Raw genomic sequence first — 19,924 nt, 5'->3', positions numbered from 1 at the left:
GCATCAAAGCAACAACGGCGAACACAGCGGTTGTCCGTTCGTTCGCCACCGGCCTGTTGGAACCACATTGTCTGAAACCATCCCTTCCCACAATTCCATTGACCTGTCGCCACCGGCTGTCGCCGGATTACGGATGACCGGTCGGGTAGCTGGCGCCCGCTGGTGTCCGTCTCCAAATTTTGGCAAACGCCCCGAAGGTGCGGCGATATCCCTGTTGGTTGTGCATAATATCAGCCTGCCTCCGGGGCAGTTTGGAGGCGATGCCATTGAACGGTTTTTCTGCAACCAACTGTCTCCCTCAGAGCACCCCTATTTCGAGACCATAGCCGATATGAAGGTTTCGTCACACCTGCTGATCCGCCGGGATGGCGCATGCCTTCAGTTCGTCAGCTTGTTGGAGCGCGCGTGGCATGCCGGGCGGTCCTGCTTTCAGGGCCGTGAGGAGTGCAATGATTATTCAATCGGCATTGAGCTGGAAGGCGAAGACGACATTCCCTACACCACGGCTCAATATGAAGTGCTTGCTGATTTGTCGCTATTGATCATGAAGTCATGGCCGACCATCACGCGAGAGCGGATCACCGGGCACAGCGATATTGCACCCGGTCGCAAAACCGATCCAGGCCCGGCTTTTGACTGGCACCGATACCGGCAACTGCTTGGTGCAGGGCATGGCAACGGAGCGGATAACTGATGGTATTGGTGGTTTTCCTGTTGGCCTACCTGGTCAGACGCAAGCTGGATGCGGTCAGCGCCTGGTCTTCGGAGGCGTTGTGGCGTTCCGCCTTTAAGCGGGGAAGTACCGGGAGCTCTGGTAACGAGGCGGGCCGATGGAAGGGGCTGTCTATTGTTCTTGTACCCTCGCTGATGCTGGCGGCCGGGGAATACTATCTGCACACCATTGGCTGGCGCATGGCCGCGTATCCACTGGAATTCCTGTTGATGGTGTTGTTGATGGGAGTGCCGGGTTGGCGTGCTCGCCTGGAGGTTTACAGTCAATCCTGGGCGAGGGGTGACATGCAGTCCGCGTGGCATCACGTTATGGATAGTTTGCCGGCCGAGGAGCGGGGCGCGGCAACGTCGCCTGATGAGATGCATCTGGCATTGTCACGTACGCTGCTGGTCAACGTCTTTGAGCGTTTTTTTCTGGTCGCTTTCTGGTATGCCGTAGGCGGTATTGCGGTAGCCTTCTTTGCGAGAGGTATTATCGCGTTGAGGGACCACTGGCCGCATGCAGCAGCAAGGCCAGGGTTTTCCCGACTGGCGGAAATACTCAATTGGCTTCCCTCACGACTGCTGTCCTTCACGTTCGGAGTCGCCGGTGACCTCGCTGGCTGGATGAAAGAAGGAAAACGGATGCTGTTCGATTTTACCCTCAAAACCAGCCAGCTATTGATGGGCGCCGCCGGCGCGGCACTGACGGGCTATGCGTTGGAGCCGGAACGGTTCTCAAAGATTCATCCAGAAGAGTGGGCCAGTTTTGGCGGTCGCAGCCTGGAGGCCATCCGGGATTTGCTGAACCGAAGCATGCTGGTCTGGATCTGCATCCTTGCGCTGCTGGTCATTGCCGGCGTTCTCTAACCCCGACATTTCACAAAAGTTACATTTTTACGCCGAATAGTGCTCAAGTTTGTAGTACTTTAGTCGACAATATAAACAAATAGAATAAAGTTCCATCCTTTCGACGCTCTCTGTGGGGGTACACGTGAACCACCTTATCAAGCCTGCAGTAGCGCTGATGAATCGGCTGCCGATGTTTTACAAGTTCAGCCTGATCAGTGTGTTGTTCCTGCTTCCCATTATCGCCCTTTCCTGGTTGGTCATCAGTGAACTGAACCGGTCGGTTGATACCATGACCCGGGGTGTTGAGGGATTGGAGCAACTCGAAAAGGTGGATACGCTGCTGGCAGAATCCATGGCATACCGGGACTTCCGAGCTCCTGGCAAGATCAAGGATGACAATGAACTGCTTTCGAAATCCGCAGAATCGTCAGAAACCATTGATAGGCTTCTTGAGGAACTGGTTAGCGCAGAGGCTCGTTTTGATGAATCCGGTAACTGGTCCCAGCAGGTAGCGATGCTGGTGGAGGAGTGGCAAACGCTCAAATCGACGGACAGTTATCAGGGCAATATCGACCCCCAGTTCAAGTACTATCAGGAATTCGTCCAGAAAGTGCGGGCGCTGTTGTCCGCGACCATTGAAATTTCCGGTCTGGGGCAGGACGCCTCACGTGAAAACCTACTGCTCCTGGGCCTGTTGCGTGAGTCGTTGCCGGATGCCCGCAGCATCATTGGTCGGGCCAGGACTTTCGGGATATTTGCGCTCCTCGATGGGCAGGTGGGGTACAACCTCAGTGACGGCCTCAATGAAATTTATGATGAGTTGACCAACCGCGCCTCGTTGCTCGGGCCTGCATTAACGGTATCGATGGATGCATCGCCGACCCTCGAGGAAACGACAGGTGACGCGGTCGACGGTATTCTCGAGAGTCTGGTGGTTGTGCGTGACGAGCTGGATACCAATATCATTACGCCTATGCGCCTGGAGTTACCCTGGCGGGATTTCAACCGTACCATCGAGAATCAGCTTGCCCATTACGATGCGCTCAAGGCCGGAATTTTTGACGTCGTCGGCGCAAACCTGAACTCACGACTGGAGGGCGAGCTGCAGCAACGGCAGTTGATTATTGCCGCACTGGTGATTGTTCTGTTGGTGGTGGTTTACCTCTATGTCGGCTTCTTCATGTCGGTACGCACGGCTATTAACCGTTTCAGCACGGCAGCAAGATCCGTGGCTGAGGGCGATATGACGACTCACATCCAATTGGACAATCGTGATGAACTGGGTGAACTGACCACCGAGTTCAACAATATGACGGACCGGATTGCGGAATTGATCCGCTCGGTGAGTAGCACCACTTCGGATGTGGACCAGCAGGCCACGCGTGTCAACGACACCGCCGCTGCGAACAGCGAGGCCGTTGCGCGGCAGATGGAAGAGTCGGGCCAGATCAACGAAGCCATGAACCAGATGGTGGAAGCGGTCAATGAGGTCACCGAGAGTGCCCATCGCGTGTCTGACAGCGCCGGCGCGGCTGAAGAGGATACCGAGAGAGGCCGCGGTGTGGTTGCGGATACTGTTGCCACCATCAACCGTCTTGCCACCGAAATTTCCGGTGCGGTCGAGGTTATCAACCGGGTAAACGCCGATAGCGATAACATCAGTCAGGTTCTGGTCGAAATCAAGGCGATTGCGGAGCAGACCAATCTCCTGGCATTGAATGCGGCCATCGAAGCTGCCCGCGCGGGCGAGCAGGGACGTGGCTTCGCCGTGGTGGCAGACGAAGTACGTTCGCTGTCACAGCGTACCCACAAATCGACCGAAGAAATCGAGGGTATGATCACCCGGTTGCAAAGTGGCGTTAAGGAAGCCGTTGCGGCCATGACCAACAGCCATGACGTGACTGAAACCACGGTCAAGAAGTCGGCGGAAGTGACGGAAGCGCTGGACCGGATTGCCCAGGGTATTTCGACCATTGTTGATATGAGCCACCAGATCGCACAGGCGGCTGAGGAGCAGTCTGCCGTGGCGAAGAACGTCAATACCAACGTTGAACAGATCAGCGTTCTGGGTGAGAAAACGGCAGATAACGCCGAGGAAACCCTGGCGTCGTCACGGGAAATGTCACAACTGACTGCGTCACTGCAGCGTCTCGTGGAGGCATTCAGGGTCTGAAGGGTGTGTGCTGCCTGACACCTACGGCGATAGCTGTTTAATACGGTCTGTCAGCATCTGGTTTGTCGGAACATCAACACCCAACTCATGCCCGCGCCTGGCGATATACCCATTGATAAAGTCAATCTCGGTGCGGCGGCCCAGCCGTCTGTCGCTACGCATGGATGAGGTATTCCGCGCCGTTTTGCGGGCAATCATTTCAATGCGTTCGCGAATCGTGACTGAGGGTAGGCCTTTCTCGATATCACCCTTCATCACCTTTGCAATTTCGTCGCACAACTCATCGATATGTTCCAGGTAGAACGGGTCCGTGAGGATATCACCGTTCGGGCAGTCGAGGATTGCCGTAAAGGCGTTGATACCTGCATTGATGATCAGTTTATCCCACAGCCGCCTCTGAATGTCTTGCTCTGCGTGAACCGTTAACCCGCTGGTGCCAAGCGCCGTTACTACCTGCGCCAGATGCGTTGTCGCACTGATGGTTAATGGGCCAACCCAGGTTTCGCCTATGCCGGCGTGGACTGTGCAGCCTGGTGCTGGGCGGTTTGCCCCTTCGGTGGTGCTGGCGGCAAGGATCGGTCGTTGTGGCCAACGTTCGGCGACCGCTTGCTGGCAGCCCATGCCGTTCTGGAACAGAACAATGGGGGTGTCCGGAGAAATACTATGGAGGTTGGATTCAACGGCATCGAGCGTATCGCCCGCTTTCGTGGTGACCATCAACAGTGAAGGGCGTGCTGCTGTGGCGAGCAGGTAGGGGACTGTGACGACTTCCTCTGGGCCTTCGAACGGCTGAAATGTGTAAGTCAGCGCGGGTTGATCTGTTTCCGGGGAAACCTCGTGACGAGGGATAAACGTTACCGTCCCGGTGGCCAGGTAGCCCGCCCAGAGTTGGCCCATGGAGCCTGCTCCGAGAATGGCAATGCGGCCATTCCCGGACAGACCCTGATTCTTCCCTGCCTCGGCCACGGGTTACATGGCCTCGATGGCGGTCCGCTGCTCGCTGAGCCGGCTCATGCTGCCCTGGGCATCGCTGAGCTTTTCCTTCTCTTTTTCTACCACCTCGGCGGGCGCCTTGGCAGTGAATTTTTCATTGCCAAGTTTTCCTTCCAGTCGGCCAACTTCTTTTTGCAGTCGCTCCAGTTCCTTGTCCAGTCGCTTGAGCTCGGCATCCTTGTCGATCAGGCCGGCCATGGGTACCAGTACTTCCATCTCGCCAACCAATTGGGTGGCCGACATGGGGGCTTCGCCTTCGGTGAACCACTCCAGGCTGTCCAGGCGCGCCAGCGATGACAGGAATTGCCGGTTCTCATCCAAACGGCGTTTGTCGTCTGGGTTTTTACCACGCAGAAGCACCGGGATGGCTTTTGCCGGGGAGATGTTCATCTCGCCGCGGATATTCCGAACAGCGACAATCACGCCTTTCAGCCATTCAATATCGGCAGCAACCGCAGAGTCCTGCTTGTTGGCATCTGGCTGGGGGAAGGGTTGCAGCATAATGCTGTCACCACTCTTACCGGCCAGGGGTGCGATGCGCTGCCAGATTTCTTCGGTAATGAACGGCATCATCGGGTGCGCCAGGCGAAGGACCGCTTCCAGCACCCGTACCAGGGTGCGGCGGGTGCCACGTTTGGCTTCGGCACTGGCGTTGTCGTCGTTCAACGCCGGCTTGGAGAGTTCCAGGTACCAGTCGCAGTATTCGTTCCAGATGAACTCATACAGGGCGTAGGCGGCCAGGTCGAACCGGTATTGGTCAAGATGGCGAATTACGTCCTGTTCGCAGGTTTGTAGCTCGCTGATGATCCAGCGGTCTGCCAGCGACAAATCCACGGCCTCACCGTTGACGCCGCAATCCTCGCCCTCGGTGTTCATCAGCACGTAACGGGCAGCGTTCCACAGCTTGTTGCAGAAGTTGCGATAGCCTTCCAGGCGTTTCATGTCCCAGTTGATGTCGCGGCCGGTGGTCGCCATGGCGGAGAGGGTGAAACGCAGGGCATCTGTGCCATGAGCGGTAATGCCTTCCGGGAATTCCTTCCGGGTGCGCTTCCCGATCTTCTCGGCCAGTTTGGGCTGCATCAGGTTGCCAGTGCGTTTCTCCAGCAGGTCATCGAGTTCGATGCCGTCGATCATGTCCAGTGGGTCAATCACGTTGCCCTTGGACTTGGACATCTTGTCGCCGTGCTCGTCGCGGATCAGGCCGGTCACATACACCGTCTTGAACGGTACCTGAGGCGTGCCATCCTCATTCTTCATGAAGTGCATGGTCATCATGATCATCCGGGCCACCCAGAAGAAAATGATGTCAAAACCGGTCACCAGCACGTTGGTGGGGTGGAACGTTTTCAACCGCTCGGTGATTTCAGGCCAGCCCAGGGTGCCAAAGGTCCACAGGGCGGAGCTGAACCAGGTGTCGAGCACGTCGTCGTCCTGATTCAGCTGCAGGTCGGCGGCAAGGTTGTGTTTCTGGCGGACTTCCTCTTCACTACGGCCGACATAGATATTGCCCTCGGCGTCGTACCAGGCAGGAATACGGTGGCCCCACCAAAGCTGGCGGGAGATGCACCAGTCCTGGATGTCACGCATCCAGGCGAAGTACATGTTTTCGTACTGCTTGGGCACGAACTGGATACGGCCGTCTTCCACCGCTTCGATGGCTGGCTTGGCCAGGGTTTTGGCGTCGGCGAACCATTGGTCGGTGAGCATGGGCTCGATGATCAGGCCAGAGCGGTCGCCCCGTGGCACGCTCAGCACGTGGTCTTCGACTTCCTGTACCAGGCCTTCGGCGTCCATATCCGCCACGATCTGCTTACGGGCCTGTTCGCGGGTAAGGCCGGCGTACGCAGCCGGCAGGCTGCCGTCGACATCGGTATTCTCGGTGCCATCGGCGTTGACCACTTCGGCCACATCGCGGATGCAGGCGTCCTGGGTCATGACGTTAATCATCACCAGGTTGTTGCGCTTGCCCACGGCGTAGTCGTTGAAGTCGTGGGCGGGGGTGATCTTGACGCAGCCGCTGCCTTTTTCAGGGTCGGCGTGGGTGTCGGCGAGGATGGGGATGCGTCGGCCTACCAGGGGCAAGTCGACGAACTTGCCAATCAGGTGCTGGTAGCGCTCATCGTCCGGGTGCACGGCCACGGCGGTATCGCCCAGCATCGTTTCCGGACGGGTGGTGGCGACCACGAGATAGCTCTTGCCATCCTGCGTCTTTTCGCCGTCGGCCAGCGGATAGCGAAGGTGCCAGAAAAAGCCTTTCTCTTCCTTGTTCTCGACCTCGAGGTCGGAAATGGCGGTGTGCAGCTTCGGGTCCCAGTTGACCAGGCGCTTGCCACGGTAGACCAGGCCTTCGTCGTACAGGCGGACAAACACTTCCTGCACGGCTTTGTAGAAACCGTCGTCCATTGTGAAACGTTCGTGGTCCCAGTCCACTGAGTTACCCAGGCGGCGGATTTGGCCAGTGATGGTGCCACCGGAATGTGTCTTCCAGTCCCAGATGCGCTTGATGAACTCTTCCCGACCCAAGTCATGACGGGTTTTGTCTTCTTCCGCCGCGAGCTTGCGTTCAACCACCATCTGGGTGGCGATACCGGCGTGGTCGGTGCCTACCTGCCAAAGGGCGTTGCGGCCCTGCATACGTTTGAAGCGGGTGAGCGTGTCCATAATGGTGTGCTGGAACGCATGGCCCATGTGGAGGCTGCCGGTGACGTTGGGCGGTGGGATGGCGATGCTGAAGGATTCGCCTTCGCCCCCCTCCGCCTTTTCTGAACGGGGGCGGAAGTACCCTTTGGATTCCCAGTTTTCGTACCACTGGCGCTCGATGTTTTCTGGCTGGTAGGTTTTTTCCATGGGTTTCTGCTGGTGACCGTTTGGTTGATTCACAAGGGAAATTTAAGATGGAAGATTATACATGCTCACTTGGGTTGCGGCGAACCTTGGGGTGCAGGGGCATGGGGGTAGTTTGAATTTCGGAAAGAAAAAGAACTCGCTGCGCTCAGACACCTTTTGCTGTCCGAAATTCAAACTACCCCCATACCCTTATGGAGTCCGAGTTGTCTCGACTGTGTTCGATGGTTTTACCCGGGTTTGATGGTGAGCCTGTTTTACGTCTCACCGCTTCCTTTGGTCATGCACACGAGGCTCAATTCCCAATGCCCGTAACTGCTTGAAATGCGATCGTGCCTGACTCAACACCGTTTCGTCGTTATGGGCAACCAGCGCCAATCGTTTAAACCGGTCTGCGTCCGCAGGCAGGGTGGATGAGAGGATGATCACCGTGTCCCAGTCTTCCGCTACCGGTTGGCAAAGCAATATCCCAACGGGATCAGTGCAGGTCGTGGCGGAGTCCGGCACGATGCTGTGGGGTATAAAAGCCTCGGGGCTGAAGTTCCAGAGCAGGTCGTCCAGTTCCTGAGCCTGTTGCATGGTGTCACAGACGACGCCTACACGGTCTCCCTGCTGGCGTGCCTTGTCCACTAACTTGGCGGTATGGAGATTGCGAGCCGCAGGGGTATTCTGGGCGAGGATGTGGAACCAGTAGGACTGGTTCCGTTCATCCTGTGAGCCCGGATTACTTTCCTGCATGAGACATCAGGTAGTCGACCAGCATGGGTACCGGGCGGCCAGTCGAGCCTTTGGCTTTGCCGGAGAGCCAGGCAGTGCCGGCAATGTCCAGGTGAGCCCAGGGGTAGTCCTTGGTGAACCGGGACAGGAAGCAGGCAGCGGTGATGGTGCCGGCCGGGCGACCACCAATGTTCTGCATGTCAGCAAAGTTGCTGTCGAGCTGGCTCTGGTATTCGTCCCACAGAGGCAGGCGCCAGGCGCGGTCACCCGCGCGTTCACCAGCGGCCAGCAGTTCGTTGGCGAGGGTGTCGTTGTTGCTCAGCAGGCCGGTGGCATGGCTGCCCAGGGCGATGATGCAGGCGCCAGTCAGTGTGGCCATGTCGACGACCACTTCCGGGTCGAATTTCTTGACGTAGGTGAGGGCGTCGCACAATACGAGACGGCCTTCGGCGTCGGTGTTCAGGATTTCGATGGTCTGGCCAGACATGGAGGTGACTATGTCACCCGGGCGTGTCGCAGTGCCGCTGGGCATGTTCTCGGCGGCGGCGATTACGGCAACCACGTTGATCTTCGGTTTGGTCTCGGCAATGGTTTTCATGGCGCCGAACACGGCGGCGGCGCCACCCATGTCGTACTTCATTTCATCCATGCCTTCGCCGGGCTTGAGGCTGATGCCGCCGGTGTCAAAGGTAATGCCTTTGCCCACGAGGACGTAAGGCTTGTCTTTCGCCTTGCCGCCACGGTATTCCATCACGATCAGTTTGGCGGGTTGGGCGCTGCCGGCAGACACGGACAGCAGGCTGTGCATGCCCAGCTTTTGCATCTGCTTTTCGTCCAGCACGTCGGTCTTGATGACGTCGTTGTCTTTGGCCAGTTTCTCAGCCTGCTCAGCCAGCCAGGTAGGGTGGCAGATGTTCGGCGGAGTGTTGCCCAGGTCGCGGGTGAAGTTCATGCCGCGCCCTGTAGCCAGGCCAAGATTGAAGGCGTCCTTCAAAGCCTTGCCGGCGGATGAAGCGGCAACGGTGACTTTCCCAAGCTTGCGGTCTGACGGTTTTTCGCTCTTGAACTCGTTGAAACGGTAGAGCTGCTCTTCCAGGGTGCGGCCGATCAGGTTCAGGCGTGCCGTTTCCGAACTGGTGGCGTCTTCGCCAGTGACGAGGGTGTCGCTCAAGCCAATCAGCACGTGCTTGGAGGGACCGTCCTTGATTTGCCCAGCCATGGCAATCAGGGCTTTACGATAGTTGGCTGGTGTGCGGTCCTTGTCAATTCCGGTGCCAACCAGCAGAAGACGGGACCACGGCTGGCCTTCGAGAGGAATCAGTTGGGTCGTTGCGTTCTTACCGGTAGCATCCCCGTTCTTCTGCAGGGTCTTGATCAGTCCGCCCAGGGCTTCGTTTGCTTGCGTGGTTGAGGCGGGCCAGTCGCCTTTTTCGGGCAGGGCGACAACCAGGCAATCCGCTTTGGTATCCGAAATGGGCTTACTGCTCAGAGTAAAATTCATAGCAACTCCCGTTGGTTATTCTGATGGAGGACAGGCCCGGCCTCGGGCTTGAATGTCCGAATGCCTATAGCATTGGGGTTTGGGGGTAAATTATCAAGCGCTGACAGGTTGTTAACGCCTGTGCTCTGTCATTCGGCACCAAGGTTACTTAGAATACGGCGAATCCTGTTTTCCATCGACTCCGGTCGCATCCGGCTCTGAGAGACCGATTTGAGCATCGTTTTCCGATACCTAACCCGCCAGGTGATCATCAGCATGCTTGCCGTATCCGGCATTCTGTTGCTGGTGTTCATGAGCGGCCGGTTTATCAAGTATCTGGCGGAAGCCGCTGCCGGTGAGCTGGCGGGCGATGTGTTGTTCCAGATTATGGCTTACCGTTTTCCCGGTTTCCTGGAGCTGATCCTGCCCCTGGGCTTTTTCATTGGCATCCTGCTGGCGTACGGGCGCATGTACCTGGAAAGTGAAATGACGGTGCTGTTTGCCTGTGGTGTGAGCGACAAGCAGCTGTTGATGAAAACACTTCTTGGCAGTATTCCGGTGATGTTGGTGGTGGGGGCCATGAGCCTCTATGTGTCTCCCTGGGGCATGAAGAAAGTCGAGGGGATATTCAACGAGCAACGCCAGGCGACGGAATTTGAGATGTTGGCGCCGGGACGCTTCCAGTCGTTGTCGTCTGGCGAACGTGTGACTTACACGGAAGCGTTGAGTGAAGACAAGCGTCGGCTTGAGGGTGTGTTCATTGCCGAGCACAGTGAAGACGGCAAGGGGCTTACCATCATTACCGCCCGGGAAGGGTCCCAGTTTATTGACGAGCAAACCGGCAGCCGCTTCCTGGTGCTCGAAGATGGTGCCCGTTTTGAAGGCTTGCCGGGGCAACTGGCGTACGACGTCACCGGGTTCGAAGCCTACGGGCTCAAGATCCGCAGTGGCAGTGCGGGTGAGAAAGAGCTGGAGGAAGGGCTTGCGACCTCCGCCTTGATGGCGTCGGATGATCCGGAGCACCGAGCCATGCTGCACTGGCGGTTCACACTGCCGCTCATCGTGCCGATTGTCACCCTGCTGGCTGTGCGCCTTAGCCGGGTGAATCCCCGGCAGGGGCGATTCTTCCACTTGTTGCCGGCCATGCTGGTCTATATCACTTACCTTGGTTTGCTCATCGTGGCCCGTGATGCCCTTGAAGGCGGCAAGGTGCCCGAATGGATCGGGTTGCTATGGGTGCATGCCCTGTTTCTGGCCCTCGGGTTATGGCTGCAGTTCGGGCCTGCCTGGCTCTACCGCCGGCGCCTGCTGAAGGAGGCGCGGCAACATGCGTAAGATTGATCGCTATGTGATGAGCACGGTGGGTGGTGCCATGTTCCTGGTGATGCTGGTGGTGCTGTCCCTGGACCTGATCTTCGCATTTATCGCCGAGTTGGACGACGCGGAAAACGATTACCAGACCCTCCAGGCGTTGCTCTATGTGCTGATGACATTGCCGCGGCGCATCTATGACTACCTCCCGCTTGGCGCCTTTATGGGATGCCTGGTCGGCCTCGGCACCATGGCGAGTTCGTCGGAGCTCACGGTTATCCGGGCCGCGGGCGTTTCTCTCAAACGTATTGTCTGGTCTGCCATGAAGCCGACCCTGGTGGTGGTCGTCCTTGGTGTGCTGATTGGCGAGTACATCGCGCCACCGGCTGAGCGGATGGCCCAGAGCCAGAAGACCGTGGCCCAGGGCGCGGGTGAGAATATTGCTTCTGCCTCGGGCATCTGGCACCGGGAGGGTGATGTGTTCATGCATCTGAATGCGGTTCAGCCCAACGGCGTCTTGCACGGGGTGTCGCTGTTCAGATTTGATGAGGAACGTTGGCTGGTGTCCGCCAGTTTCGCTGAAAGAGGGATCTATCAGGGCGATCACTGGCTGTTGGAAAACGTGGCCACTACCAGGCTAAGCGATGAAAAAACCACCCAGGAAACCCATCGGGCCCTGCGATGGGAAACTGGTCTGTCGCCCAGCGTTCTTAGTGTGCTGATTGTAAAGCCGGAGGACCTTGCGATCTCCGGTCTCTATACCTACGCGAGCTATCTGGGAGAGCAGGGCCTGAATGCCGCCAACTACTGGCTGGCATTCTGGAAAAAAGTGCTTATGCCACTGGGCACCGCAGTCATGGTGCTGGTCGCGATTTCTTTCGTTTTCGGCCCGCTCCGGTCCGTTACCATGGGGTTCCGGGTTTTTACGGGCCTGATTGTGGGGCTATTATTCAAGTACATGCAGGACCTGCTGGGCCCCATGAGCCTGGTGTTTGGCTTTAACCCGGTGCTGGCAATCGTCCTGCCAATCGCGATTAATGCGGTGGTTGGTGCGGTACTGATGAAAAGGGCCGGATAGCTACTTCTTTTTAGTCTCTTTGGGGACAGTGGCAACGATACTGCCAGAAGCGCGGTCAGTCAGCGACAACCCATTGATCGGGTAGAACAGCGCCAGGATCGCCGGGATAGTCACGAAGAGAGTCGCTGCGTTCAGGTAATAGGCACCCAGCAGCGCGACGAACAGGATAGCCGCCGCGGCCACGTATCGCTTCAGGGCCTGTGTCCAGGACACGGACGTGCCGTCCAGGTTTTCAATGCGAATACGCCACACCTGCATGCCGAGTGTCTGGCCGTTTTTGGTCCAGAAGTATCCAAAGAACAGATACAGCGCCAGGAACAGCACAAATGTGAGCAGTGGGTCTGCCTTCAGAGTCCCCGCTTCCGCCATGGCTTCATATTGGTCCCACCCGGTGACCCAACCCGCTACAAGGGTGTACATCCAGGTAGTTACCAGTAGCACCGCTATGCTGATCAACGAATCGTAAATCACCGCCATCAGTCGCTTGATGAATGCAGCGGGAGGAAGGAGTTCCTCAGCGGTATGAAAGCGGCGGGGCATGGCTTCTCCTGTGATGTTTCACGTTTTTCCTGTTCTCGGCGTGTGCTAGAGTAGCGGATTTGCAAGCGCATGTAAGTATGTGTCTTTAAACGCGGACCCGCACGGGTTTATAGAAGGGTATCAAAGGGCTATGAAAACCGCAGAGTTGCGACAGGCGTTTCTCGATTACTTCAAACAGCAGGGCCACACTATTGTGCCGAGCAGTTCACTGGTGCCGGCGGACGACCCGACCCTGTTGTTTACCAACGCGGGAATGAACCAGTTCAAAGACGTGTTCCTGGGTCGCGAAGCCCGCGATTACAGCCGGGCGACAACCACGCAGAAGTGCGTGCGTGCAGGTGGTAAACACAATGACCTTGAGAACGTAGGCTATACAGCGCGCCACCATACCTTTTTCGAAATGTTGGGTAACTTCAGCTTTGGCGACTACTTCAAGCGTGAAGCCATCAATTTTGCCTGGACCTTCCTGACTGGCGACGACTGGCTGAAGCTGCCAAAGGAAAAGCTGTGGGTCACCGTTTACGCGTCCGACGACGAAGCCTTTGATATCTGGAATCAGGAAGTTGGTGTTCCGGCAGATCGAATCGTGCGGATTGGCGACAACAAGGGCGCCCCATACGCATCTGACAACTTCTGGCAGATGGGCGATACCGGTCCCTGTGGTCCCTGTACCGAAATCTTTTACGACCACGGTCCCGATGTGGATGGTGGTCCTCCCGGTAGCCCGGAAGAAGACGGTGACCGCTACATCGAAATCTGGAACGTGGTGTTCATGCAGTACAACCGCCAGGCGGACGGTGAGATGCTGCCTCTGCCCAAGCCCTCGGTGGATACCGGTATGGGTCTGGAACGCATCACCGCGGTGCTGCAGGGCGTTCACAGCAACTACGAAATTGACCTGATGCAGGACCTGCTCAATGCAGCCTCCGACATCCTTGGCGGCGTTGAAACCACAGAAGCGTCGCTACGCGTAGTGGCGGATCACATCCGCTCCTGTGCCTTCCTGATCTCTGACGGTGTCATGCCGTCCAACGAAGGGCGTGGCTTTGTACTGCGCCGCATCATCCGCCGGGCTGCGCGCCACGGCAACAAACTGGGTGCCACACAGCCTTTCTTCCACAAGCTGACTGGCGCTTTGGTTGAGCTGATGGGCGGTGCCTTCCCGCAACTGGTCAGCAGCCGCAAGCAGATTGAAAAGGTGCTGCTGCAGGAAGAGGAACAGTTTGCCAAGACTCTGGACAAAGGCCTGCGCCTGCTTGAACAGGACATTGCGGCGCTCAAGAGTTCCGAAATTCCGGGCGAAACCATCTTTACCCTGTACGACACCTACGGTTTCCCGGTTGACCTGACCAACGACATTGCCCGTGAGCGTGGCCTGACCCTGGACTACGATGGCTACGAGAAAGCCATGGAGCGCCAGCGCGAGCGCGCCCGCGCGGCGAGCAAATTCGGCATGGATTACAATGCAGCCGGTTTGAACATTGAAGGGTCTACCGAGTTTACCGGTTACGAACATATCGACGGCCACGAAACCATTCGCACCGTGATAGTGGGTGGTGAAGAGAAAGCGGCCCAAGCCGGCGATGAAGCGGTTCTGGTGTTGGAGCGCACGCCGTTTTACGCGGAGTCAGGCGGTCAGGTGGGCGATACCGGCCTGCTGACCTGGAGCGGTGGCCGCTTCAAGGTGACCGACACCCAGAAAGAAGGCAGCAATCACCTGCATATCGGTACCGTGATTGAAGGCGAGTTGTTCCCGGGTCTGGAAGTGGATGCCCGCATCGACCACGCTCGTCGTGAGCGGACCAAGAAGAACCACTCCGCAACCCACCTGATGCATGCCGCGCTCCGTAATGTGCTGGGCGAGCACGTTACACAAAAAGGCTCGCTGGTAGATCCTGACAAACTGCGGTTCGACTTCTCCCACTTTGAGGCGGTAACACCGGAACAGTTGCGGGAAATCGAGCGTCAGGTTAATGAGCAAATATTGGGTAACACCCCGGTTGAGACCGAAATCACCGATATGGAACAGGCCCAGGCCAAAGGTGCCATGGCGCTGTTCGGTGAAAAGTATGGCGATACCGTCCGAGTCCTGAGCATGGGCTCGGACGCATACTCCGTGGAACTGTGCGGTGGCACCCATGTGGCGCGTACCGGCGACATCGGGCTGTTCCGTATTACATCGGAGAGCGGTATTTCATCGGGCGTTCGCCGTATCGAAGCCGTCACTGGGTTTGGCGCTCTGGAATGGGTTGAGGAGACCGAGCAAACCCTGCGGGAAGCTGCAAAGCTGGTCAAAGGTTCGCGTGAGTCCCTGGTCGAGAAAGTTCAGCAGACGCTGGATCGTAATCGACAGCTGGAGAAAGACATCAATGCTCTCCAGGCGAAGCTGGCAAGCTCTGCTGGTAGCGATCTGGCCAGTTCTGCCGTGGATGTGGCTGGCCTTAAAGTGGTGGCCTCTGAAATGGAAGGCGCGGATCGCAAAGCGCTGATGGAAACCGCCGACCAACTCAAGAACAAGCTGGGCGAGGGTGTTGTGGTGCTGGCCAGTGTTGAAGACGGCAAAGTGACACTGGTGGCCGGTGTCACCAAATCGGCGACTGGCAGGATCAAGGCCGGAGATTTGATGAAGCATCTGGCGGCTCAGGTTGACGGTAAAGGTGGCGGTCGTCCAGATATGGCCCAGGGTGGCGGAAACGACCCATCAAAACTGGCGGATGCCCTGGCAGGTGTTCCTGCCTGGGTTGAGAAAAATATTGCATAGATAACTGTATCCAAAATGGGCAGGTGTATATAATCTCGCCCATTTGGTCGTCTGAGGTGGGGCGCTGCCCCGCTGTCTGTCCACGTTTGGTATCGGGAAAGAAATGGCGCTCTTGGTTCAAAAATTCGGTGGCACTTCGGTGGGCACCACAGAACGGATTGAAGCGGTTGCAGAAAAGGTATGCCGCTTCCGCAAGGAAGGTCATGACGTGGTGGTTGTGGTATCTGCCATGAGTGGGGAAACCAACCGTCTTATTGGTCTGGCCAACGACATCATGGAAGAGCCCACGCCCCGGGAAATGGACGTGCTGGTCTCGACCGGGGAGCAGGTGACCATTGCTCTGTTGTCCATGGCGTTGCAAAAGCGCGGCTGTGATGCGCGCTCTTATACCGGTGCCCAGGTTCGAATTCTGACCGACAGCAGCCATACCAAGGCGCGCATCAAGCAGATTGACGAGCAGCGCATGCGGGAAGACCTCAACGCCGGTCGTGTGGTTGTGGTTGCCGGTTTCCAGGGCATTGACGAGAACGGCAGCATTACCACCCTTGGTCGTGGCGGGTCCGATACTACTGCTGTTGCTCTCGCTGCGGCATTGAAGGCTGACGAGTGTCAGATCTACACTGATGTAGACGGTGTCTATACCACTGACCCACGGGTAGTGGACAGCGCGCGCCGGCTGGAGCGAATTACGTTTGAAGAAATGATTGAGATGGCCAGCCTGGGCTCCAAGATTCTTCAGATTCGCTCGGTGGAATTTGCAGGCAAATACAATGTTCCTTTAAGGGTGCTCTCCAGCTTTGAGGAAGGCGAAGGTACCCTGATTACACTTGAGGATGAAAACGCCATGGAACAACCGGTTGTCTCCGGCATAGCCTTTAACCGTGATGAAGCCAAACTGACGATCGCCGGTGTGCCGGATACCCCGGGCAGCGCCCTGCGTATACTTCAGCCGATCAGCGATGCCAACATTGAAGTCGACATGATCGTACAGAACGTGGGTGCGGATAACCGCACGGATTTCACCTTCACCGTGCATCGCAACGACTTCAAGCGTGGCCAGGCCATTCTGCAGCGGGTGTCCGACGAACTGGGTGCCCGTGAAGTTAGCGGCGACAGCAAGATTGCGAAGGTCAGTATTGTGGGTGTGGGTATGCGGTCTCATGCCGGCGTTGCAACTAAAATGTTTGCAGCACTGTCTAATGAAGGAATCAATATCCTGATGATCTCCACGTCTGAGATTAAAATCTCCGTGGTGATTGACGAAAAATATCTTGAGCTGGCCGTTCGGGCACTGCATAGTGCGTTCGAACTGGACAAGCCCGGGGTAGAGGAAGCCTGAAAATACGCGGACATAAAAAGCCGGTTCGCATTGGTTTTCCGAAAAAAGGGCATCATTTGCAGGCTTTTGCTTTTATAAGTACGTATAAGTGATTGTGCGGCTTTTGATTGGCAAGTGATCCCACTATAAAAGTAAGCAGTATACATTTGTCGGAACAGGTAGCTCTGGATAAGGGAGTAAAGGACATGTTGATATTGACCCGCCGTGTTGGCGAAACCCTGATGGTCGGTGATGAAATCACCGTAACCGTCCTTGGGGTGAAGGGGAACCAGGTTCGCATTGGTGTAAACGCCCCCAAAGAAGTGGCGGTTCACCGCGAAGAAATCTATCAGCGAATTCAGAGCGAGAAAGGCTCTGAAGAGCCGGAGCCCGGCAACAGCTGAGAGTGACAAAAAGCCGTTCGAGGGAAACCCGAGCGGCTTTTTTGTGTCTCTCGAACGGCTTTTCTGAACCTATGGGAGCGCGGTTCGAAAAAACTCGTGTCAACCCTATGAAATCAGAAAAATTATGGTAGTATACGCCCCGTTCTCAAGGAGAGGTGGGTGAGTGGCTGAAACCAGCTCCCTGCTAAGGAGCCATACGCATTGCGCGTATCGAGGGTTCGAATCCCTCCCTCTCCGCCATTTCTTTTCGGAGAAGAAAGAGAACATTGCTGAATCTGGAAGTATGAATGCGCGGCTGTAGCTCAGCTGGATAGAGTACCTGGCTACGAACCAGGCGGTCGGAGGTTCGAATCCTCCCAGCCGCGCCACTTATACCAAGTTCGCCATTTTCAGTAGGCACTGTTTTTAGCGGCTGTAGCTCAGCTGGATAGAGTACCTGGCTACGAACCAGGCGGTCGGAGGTTCGAATCCTCCCAGCCGCGCCATATTAAACAAAAAGCCCCGCCGAGAGCGGGGCTTTTTGTTGCCTTACCACATTAGATCGTCGGGGATCTCATATCCGGCATAAGGGTCATCATCCCCCTGATCGTCACTCTTGCGGTCATGCAACACCACCACGGCACTTTCGTCCCGCTCCATGATCTTGCGGGCTACGCCCTCGGCTACCACTTCGTAGGCGTCGTTCACGAAGACAATAGCCAGCCTTCCCCGTGACAGTTGATCCACCATGGTGTCGTCCACAAAGAGCTTCTTGATTTTCTTGTCGTGGACAAACTGATAGGAGGTCTCACCCCGCGAGCGATCAAGACGATTGGTTTCCACTAGTTGCCTGATCTGGGCCTGGATGGCCTTTTTCTCAGCCTGCTTCTGGCGCTCAAGGTTTAATTGCCGATCCCGTTCTGCTTTCTCTTCCCGTGCCTGACGGGCACGAATTTCCGCTTCATTGACCTCAACCGCTCCCTTGGGCTGTTGTTTGCGTTTTTTATGTTTCTCGTTGCGAATGGCTTTGGCCTTTTTCTCGTCGGCCAGGCCGGCTTTCAACAACTGATCCTGTAGTGATGGCATGAACGGCTCCGTGAGTGTCTGCAATTTCTGGTAAACTTGTCCCCAAGTATACGCCCGCAGCGCTGCTGGTCGAACCCATCCTTTATTTATCCATTTGCCCCCGGGAATTTCTTTTATGCCGTCATTCAGTCAGTTGGGCCTTTCCGAGCCAATGCTCGCGAACCTGTCGAGGCTTGGCTTTGAAAATCCGACACCGATTCAGTCCGGCGCCTTGCCTCATGCTATGGCAGGTAAGGACTTGATCGCCATGGCGCAGACCGGAAGCGGCAAGACGGCGGCGTTTGGCATTGGCCTGGTGGAAAGGCTGAATCCGCGACGCTTTTCGGTGCAGGGGCTGGTACTTTGTCCCACACGTGAACTGGCGGACCAGGTGTCGAAGTCGCTGCGTGAGCTGGCAAGGGCCCGTGACAACGTAAAGATTCTGTCACTGTGTGGTGGCGTGGCTATCGGCCCCCAGATTGGCTCCCTCAGCCACGGCGCTCATATTGTGGTGGGTACTCCAGGGCGCATTCAGGATCATTTACGAAAGGGCACTCTGAAGCTGGACCAGCTCACAACCCTCATCCTGGATGAGGCGGACCGGATGCTGGATATGGGATTCCAGGACGCGGTGGAAGACATCATCAGCCAGGCGCCCGCAAAACGGCAGACCCTGATGTTCTCGGCGACGTGGCCCGAGAACATCCGCAAGTTGAGCGAGCAATATCAGCATACGCCGGCTGACGTCCGGATTGAGAGTCAGGCTGTTGAATCCGATATTACCGAGCGATTCTACGAGATCGCACCCGGGCAGCAAGTCCAGGCCGTCGCGGCGCTATTGTCGTTACACCAACCAGCGTCCTGCATTGCCTTCTGCACCACGAAACAGCAATGTGATGATGTCGCCAATGAGCTGAACGGCCTCGGGTTTGCGGCGCTCCCGCTTCACGGTGATCTGGAGCAGAGGGATCGTGACAGTGTTCTGGTTCGTTTCGGCAACCAGAGCTGTTCCGTGCTCGTGGCGACCGATGTGGCGGCCCGCGGTCTGGATATAAAATCTTTGCCGTTAGTGGTTAATGTGGAGCCGGCCAGGGACCCGGAAGTACATACTCACCGAGTCGGTCGAACTGGCCGGGCCGGGGAGCAGGGGCTTGCGGTCACCTTCTGCACCCCGTCGCAGGCCCATAAGATTAATCGGCTGGAATCCGGGCGTAAGCAAGCCGTGACCTGGGGGGATACAGACAAGCTGCTGAAAACTGCGTTGCAGCCGCTGGAGCCGGCGATGAGAACCCTGTGTATAGCGGGTGGGCGCAAAGACAAGGTCAGGCCAGGAGATGTGCTTGGTGCGCTGACCGGTGAGGCTGGGCTGCCCGGGGCCGTTGTAGGCAAGATCGATCTATTCGATTTTCAGTGTTTTGTGGCAGTGGAGAAGGCATCAGCCGCCACGGCTCTGAAAAGGTTGGAGCAGGGGCGTATAAAGGGCCGGAAAATGCGTGTGCGGTATGCATGAATGAGAATGATTTTTGCCCACTTCAGGCCCGTCAGTACGGGCCAGAGAGCTCGGAAACCACCTATTGAAACCGCCAATTAGGTTGCTCAGTGAGTCGGAAAACGGTAAATTACGCGGGATTTTGCCCCCCGAACTGTCCGAATGGCTGGTAAAACCACGCTCCTGGCGAGGCTTGGCCAAGGGCTCGG

15 protein-coding genes and 3 tRNA genes are annotated in these 19,924 nt (G+C 56.9%); 12 read left to right on the top strand and 6 right to left on the bottom strand.

The window, feature by feature from the left end; all coding sequences use genetic code 11:
- Window positions 1-133: 133 nt before the first annotated feature.
- The 3 genes from ampD to R1T46_RS16745 all read left to right on the top strand — a co-directional run bounded on the left by ampD (window position 134) and on the right by R1T46_RS16745 (window position 3,736).
- Window positions 134-694 (top strand): 1,6-anhydro-N-acetylmuramyl-L-alanine amidase AmpD, encoded by a 561-nt coding sequence (gene ampD, locus R1T46_RS16755; protein ID WP_300495700.1) that lies wholly within the window; start codon window positions 134-136, stop codon window positions 692-694.
- Entirely contained in the window at window positions 694-1,581 is an 888-nt protein-coding gene (locus R1T46_RS16750) for a histidine kinase (protein WP_317306250.1), read from the top strand. The genes ampD and R1T46_RS16750 overlap by 1 nt, the downstream gene beginning before the upstream one ends.
- A gap of 124 nt (window positions 1,582-1,705) precedes the next feature.
- Window positions 1,706-3,736, top strand: coding sequence for a methyl-accepting chemotaxis protein (locus R1T46_RS16745; protein WP_317306249.1), 2,031 nt, complete (start codon window positions 1,706-1,708; stop codon window positions 3,734-3,736).
- Between the two features lie 21 nt (window positions 3,737-3,757).
- Here the strand turns inward: R1T46_RS16745 and R1T46_RS16740 are convergent, their stop codons facing one another.
- The 4 genes from R1T46_RS16740 to R1T46_RS16725 all read right to left on the bottom strand — a co-directional run bounded on the left by R1T46_RS16740 (window position 3,758) and on the right by R1T46_RS16725 (window position 9,791).
- Window positions 3,758-4,702, bottom strand: coding sequence for a ketopantoate reductase family protein (locus R1T46_RS16740; RefSeq protein ID WP_300495683.1), 945 nt, complete (start codon window positions 4,700-4,702; stop codon window positions 3,758-3,760).
- A gap of 3 nt (window positions 4,703-4,705) precedes the next feature.
- Window positions 4,706-7,576, bottom strand: coding sequence for a valine--tRNA ligase (locus R1T46_RS16735; protein ID WP_317306247.1), 2,871 nt, complete (start codon window positions 7,574-7,576; stop codon window positions 4,706-4,708).
- A 261-nt stretch (window positions 7,577-7,837) separates the two neighbouring features.
- Entirely contained in the window at window positions 7,838-8,311 is a 474-nt protein-coding gene (locus tag R1T46_RS16730) for a DNA polymerase III subunit chi (RefSeq protein ID WP_085681075.1), read from the bottom strand.
- Window positions 8,298-9,791: a leucyl aminopeptidase gene (locus tag R1T46_RS16725; RefSeq protein ID WP_317306246.1), complete on the bottom strand. Its 1,494-nt coding sequence runs from the start codon at window positions 9,789-9,791 to the stop codon at window positions 8,298-8,300. The genes R1T46_RS16730 and R1T46_RS16725 overlap by 14 nt, the downstream gene beginning before the upstream one ends.
- A 210-nt stretch (window positions 9,792-10,001) precedes the next feature.
- On the opposite strand from R1T46_RS16725, the gene lptF reads away from it, so the two are divergent.
- Both lptF and lptG read left to right on the top strand, forming a co-directional pair.
- The gene (gene lptF / locus R1T46_RS16720; protein ID WP_085681073.1) at window positions 10,002-11,105 is read left to right on the top strand and encodes an LPS export ABC transporter permease LptF; all 1,104 of its coding nucleotides are present in this window, start codon (window positions 10,002-10,004) and stop codon (window positions 11,103-11,105) included.
- Window positions 11,098-12,159, top strand: coding sequence for an LPS export ABC transporter permease LptG (gene lptG, locus R1T46_RS16715; protein WP_126810291.1), 1,062 nt, complete (start codon window positions 11,098-11,100; stop codon window positions 12,157-12,159). Before lptF ends, lptG begins: the two co-directional genes overlap by 8 nt.
- On the opposite strand, the gene R1T46_RS16710 is transcribed toward lptG, so the two are convergent.
- Window positions 12,160-12,699: an RDD family protein gene (locus tag R1T46_RS16710; protein WP_036206731.1), complete on the bottom strand. Its 540-nt coding sequence runs from the start codon at window positions 12,697-12,699 to the stop codon at window positions 12,160-12,162.
- Window positions 12,700-12,829: 130 nt separating this feature from the next.
- On the opposite strand from R1T46_RS16710, the gene alaS reads away from it, so the two are divergent.
- From alaS to R1T46_RS16680, 6 genes are all read left to right on the top strand, one after another.
- Window positions 12,830-15,460 (top strand): alanine--tRNA ligase, encoded by a 2,631-nt coding sequence (gene alaS / locus R1T46_RS16705; RefSeq protein WP_213480070.1) that lies wholly within the window; start codon window positions 12,830-12,832, stop codon window positions 15,458-15,460.
- A gap of 103 nt (window positions 15,461-15,563) precedes the next feature.
- Window positions 15,564-16,799 carry an aspartate kinase gene (locus R1T46_RS16700; protein WP_075195259.1) on the top strand — a complete coding sequence of 412 codons (1,236 nt, stop codon included), beginning with the start codon at window positions 15,564-15,566 and terminating at the stop codon, window positions 16,797-16,799.
- Window positions 16,800-16,984: 185 nt separating this feature from the next.
- The gene (gene csrA / locus R1T46_RS16695) at window positions 16,985-17,182 is read left to right on the top strand and encodes a carbon storage regulator CsrA (RefSeq protein ID WP_007155535.1); all 198 of its coding nucleotides are present in this window, start codon (window positions 16,985-16,987) and stop codon (window positions 17,180-17,182) included.
- Window positions 17,183-17,331: 149 nt separating this feature from the next.
- A tRNA-Ser gene (locus tag R1T46_RS16690) sits at window positions 17,332-17,422 on the top strand.
- 51 nt (window positions 17,423-17,473) lie between these two features.
- Window positions 17,474-17,550, top strand: a tRNA-Arg gene (locus R1T46_RS16685).
- Window positions 17,551-17,590: 40 nt separating this feature from the next.
- A tRNA-Arg gene (locus R1T46_RS16680) sits at window positions 17,591-17,667 on the top strand.
- Between the two features lie 43 nt (window positions 17,668-17,710).
- Here the strand turns inward: R1T46_RS16680 and R1T46_RS16675 are convergent.
- Window positions 17,711-18,247 carry a DUF2058 domain-containing protein gene (locus R1T46_RS16675; protein ID WP_036206740.1) on the bottom strand — a complete coding sequence of 179 codons (537 nt, stop codon included), beginning with the start codon at window positions 18,245-18,247 and terminating at the stop codon, window positions 17,711-17,713.
- 115 nt (window positions 18,248-18,362) lie between these two features.
- Here R1T46_RS16675 and dbpA point away from each other — a divergent pair, with 115 nt between their 5' ends.
- Window positions 18,363-19,736 carry an ATP-dependent RNA helicase DbpA gene (dbpA, locus tag R1T46_RS16670; RefSeq protein ID WP_041335028.1) on the top strand — a complete coding sequence of 458 codons (1,374 nt, stop codon included), beginning with the start codon at window positions 18,363-18,365 and terminating at the stop codon, window positions 19,734-19,736.
- Window positions 19,737-19,924: the final 188 nt, after the last annotated feature.

It is taken from the genome of Marinobacter salarius (genome assembly GCF_032922745.1).
Taxonomy (GTDB): Bacteria; Pseudomonadota; Gammaproteobacteria; order Pseudomonadales; family Oleiphilaceae; genus Marinobacter.
The sequence above is the reverse complement of the archived record's forward strand: the minus strand, read 5'-3'. Positions and strand labels throughout refer to the sequence as shown.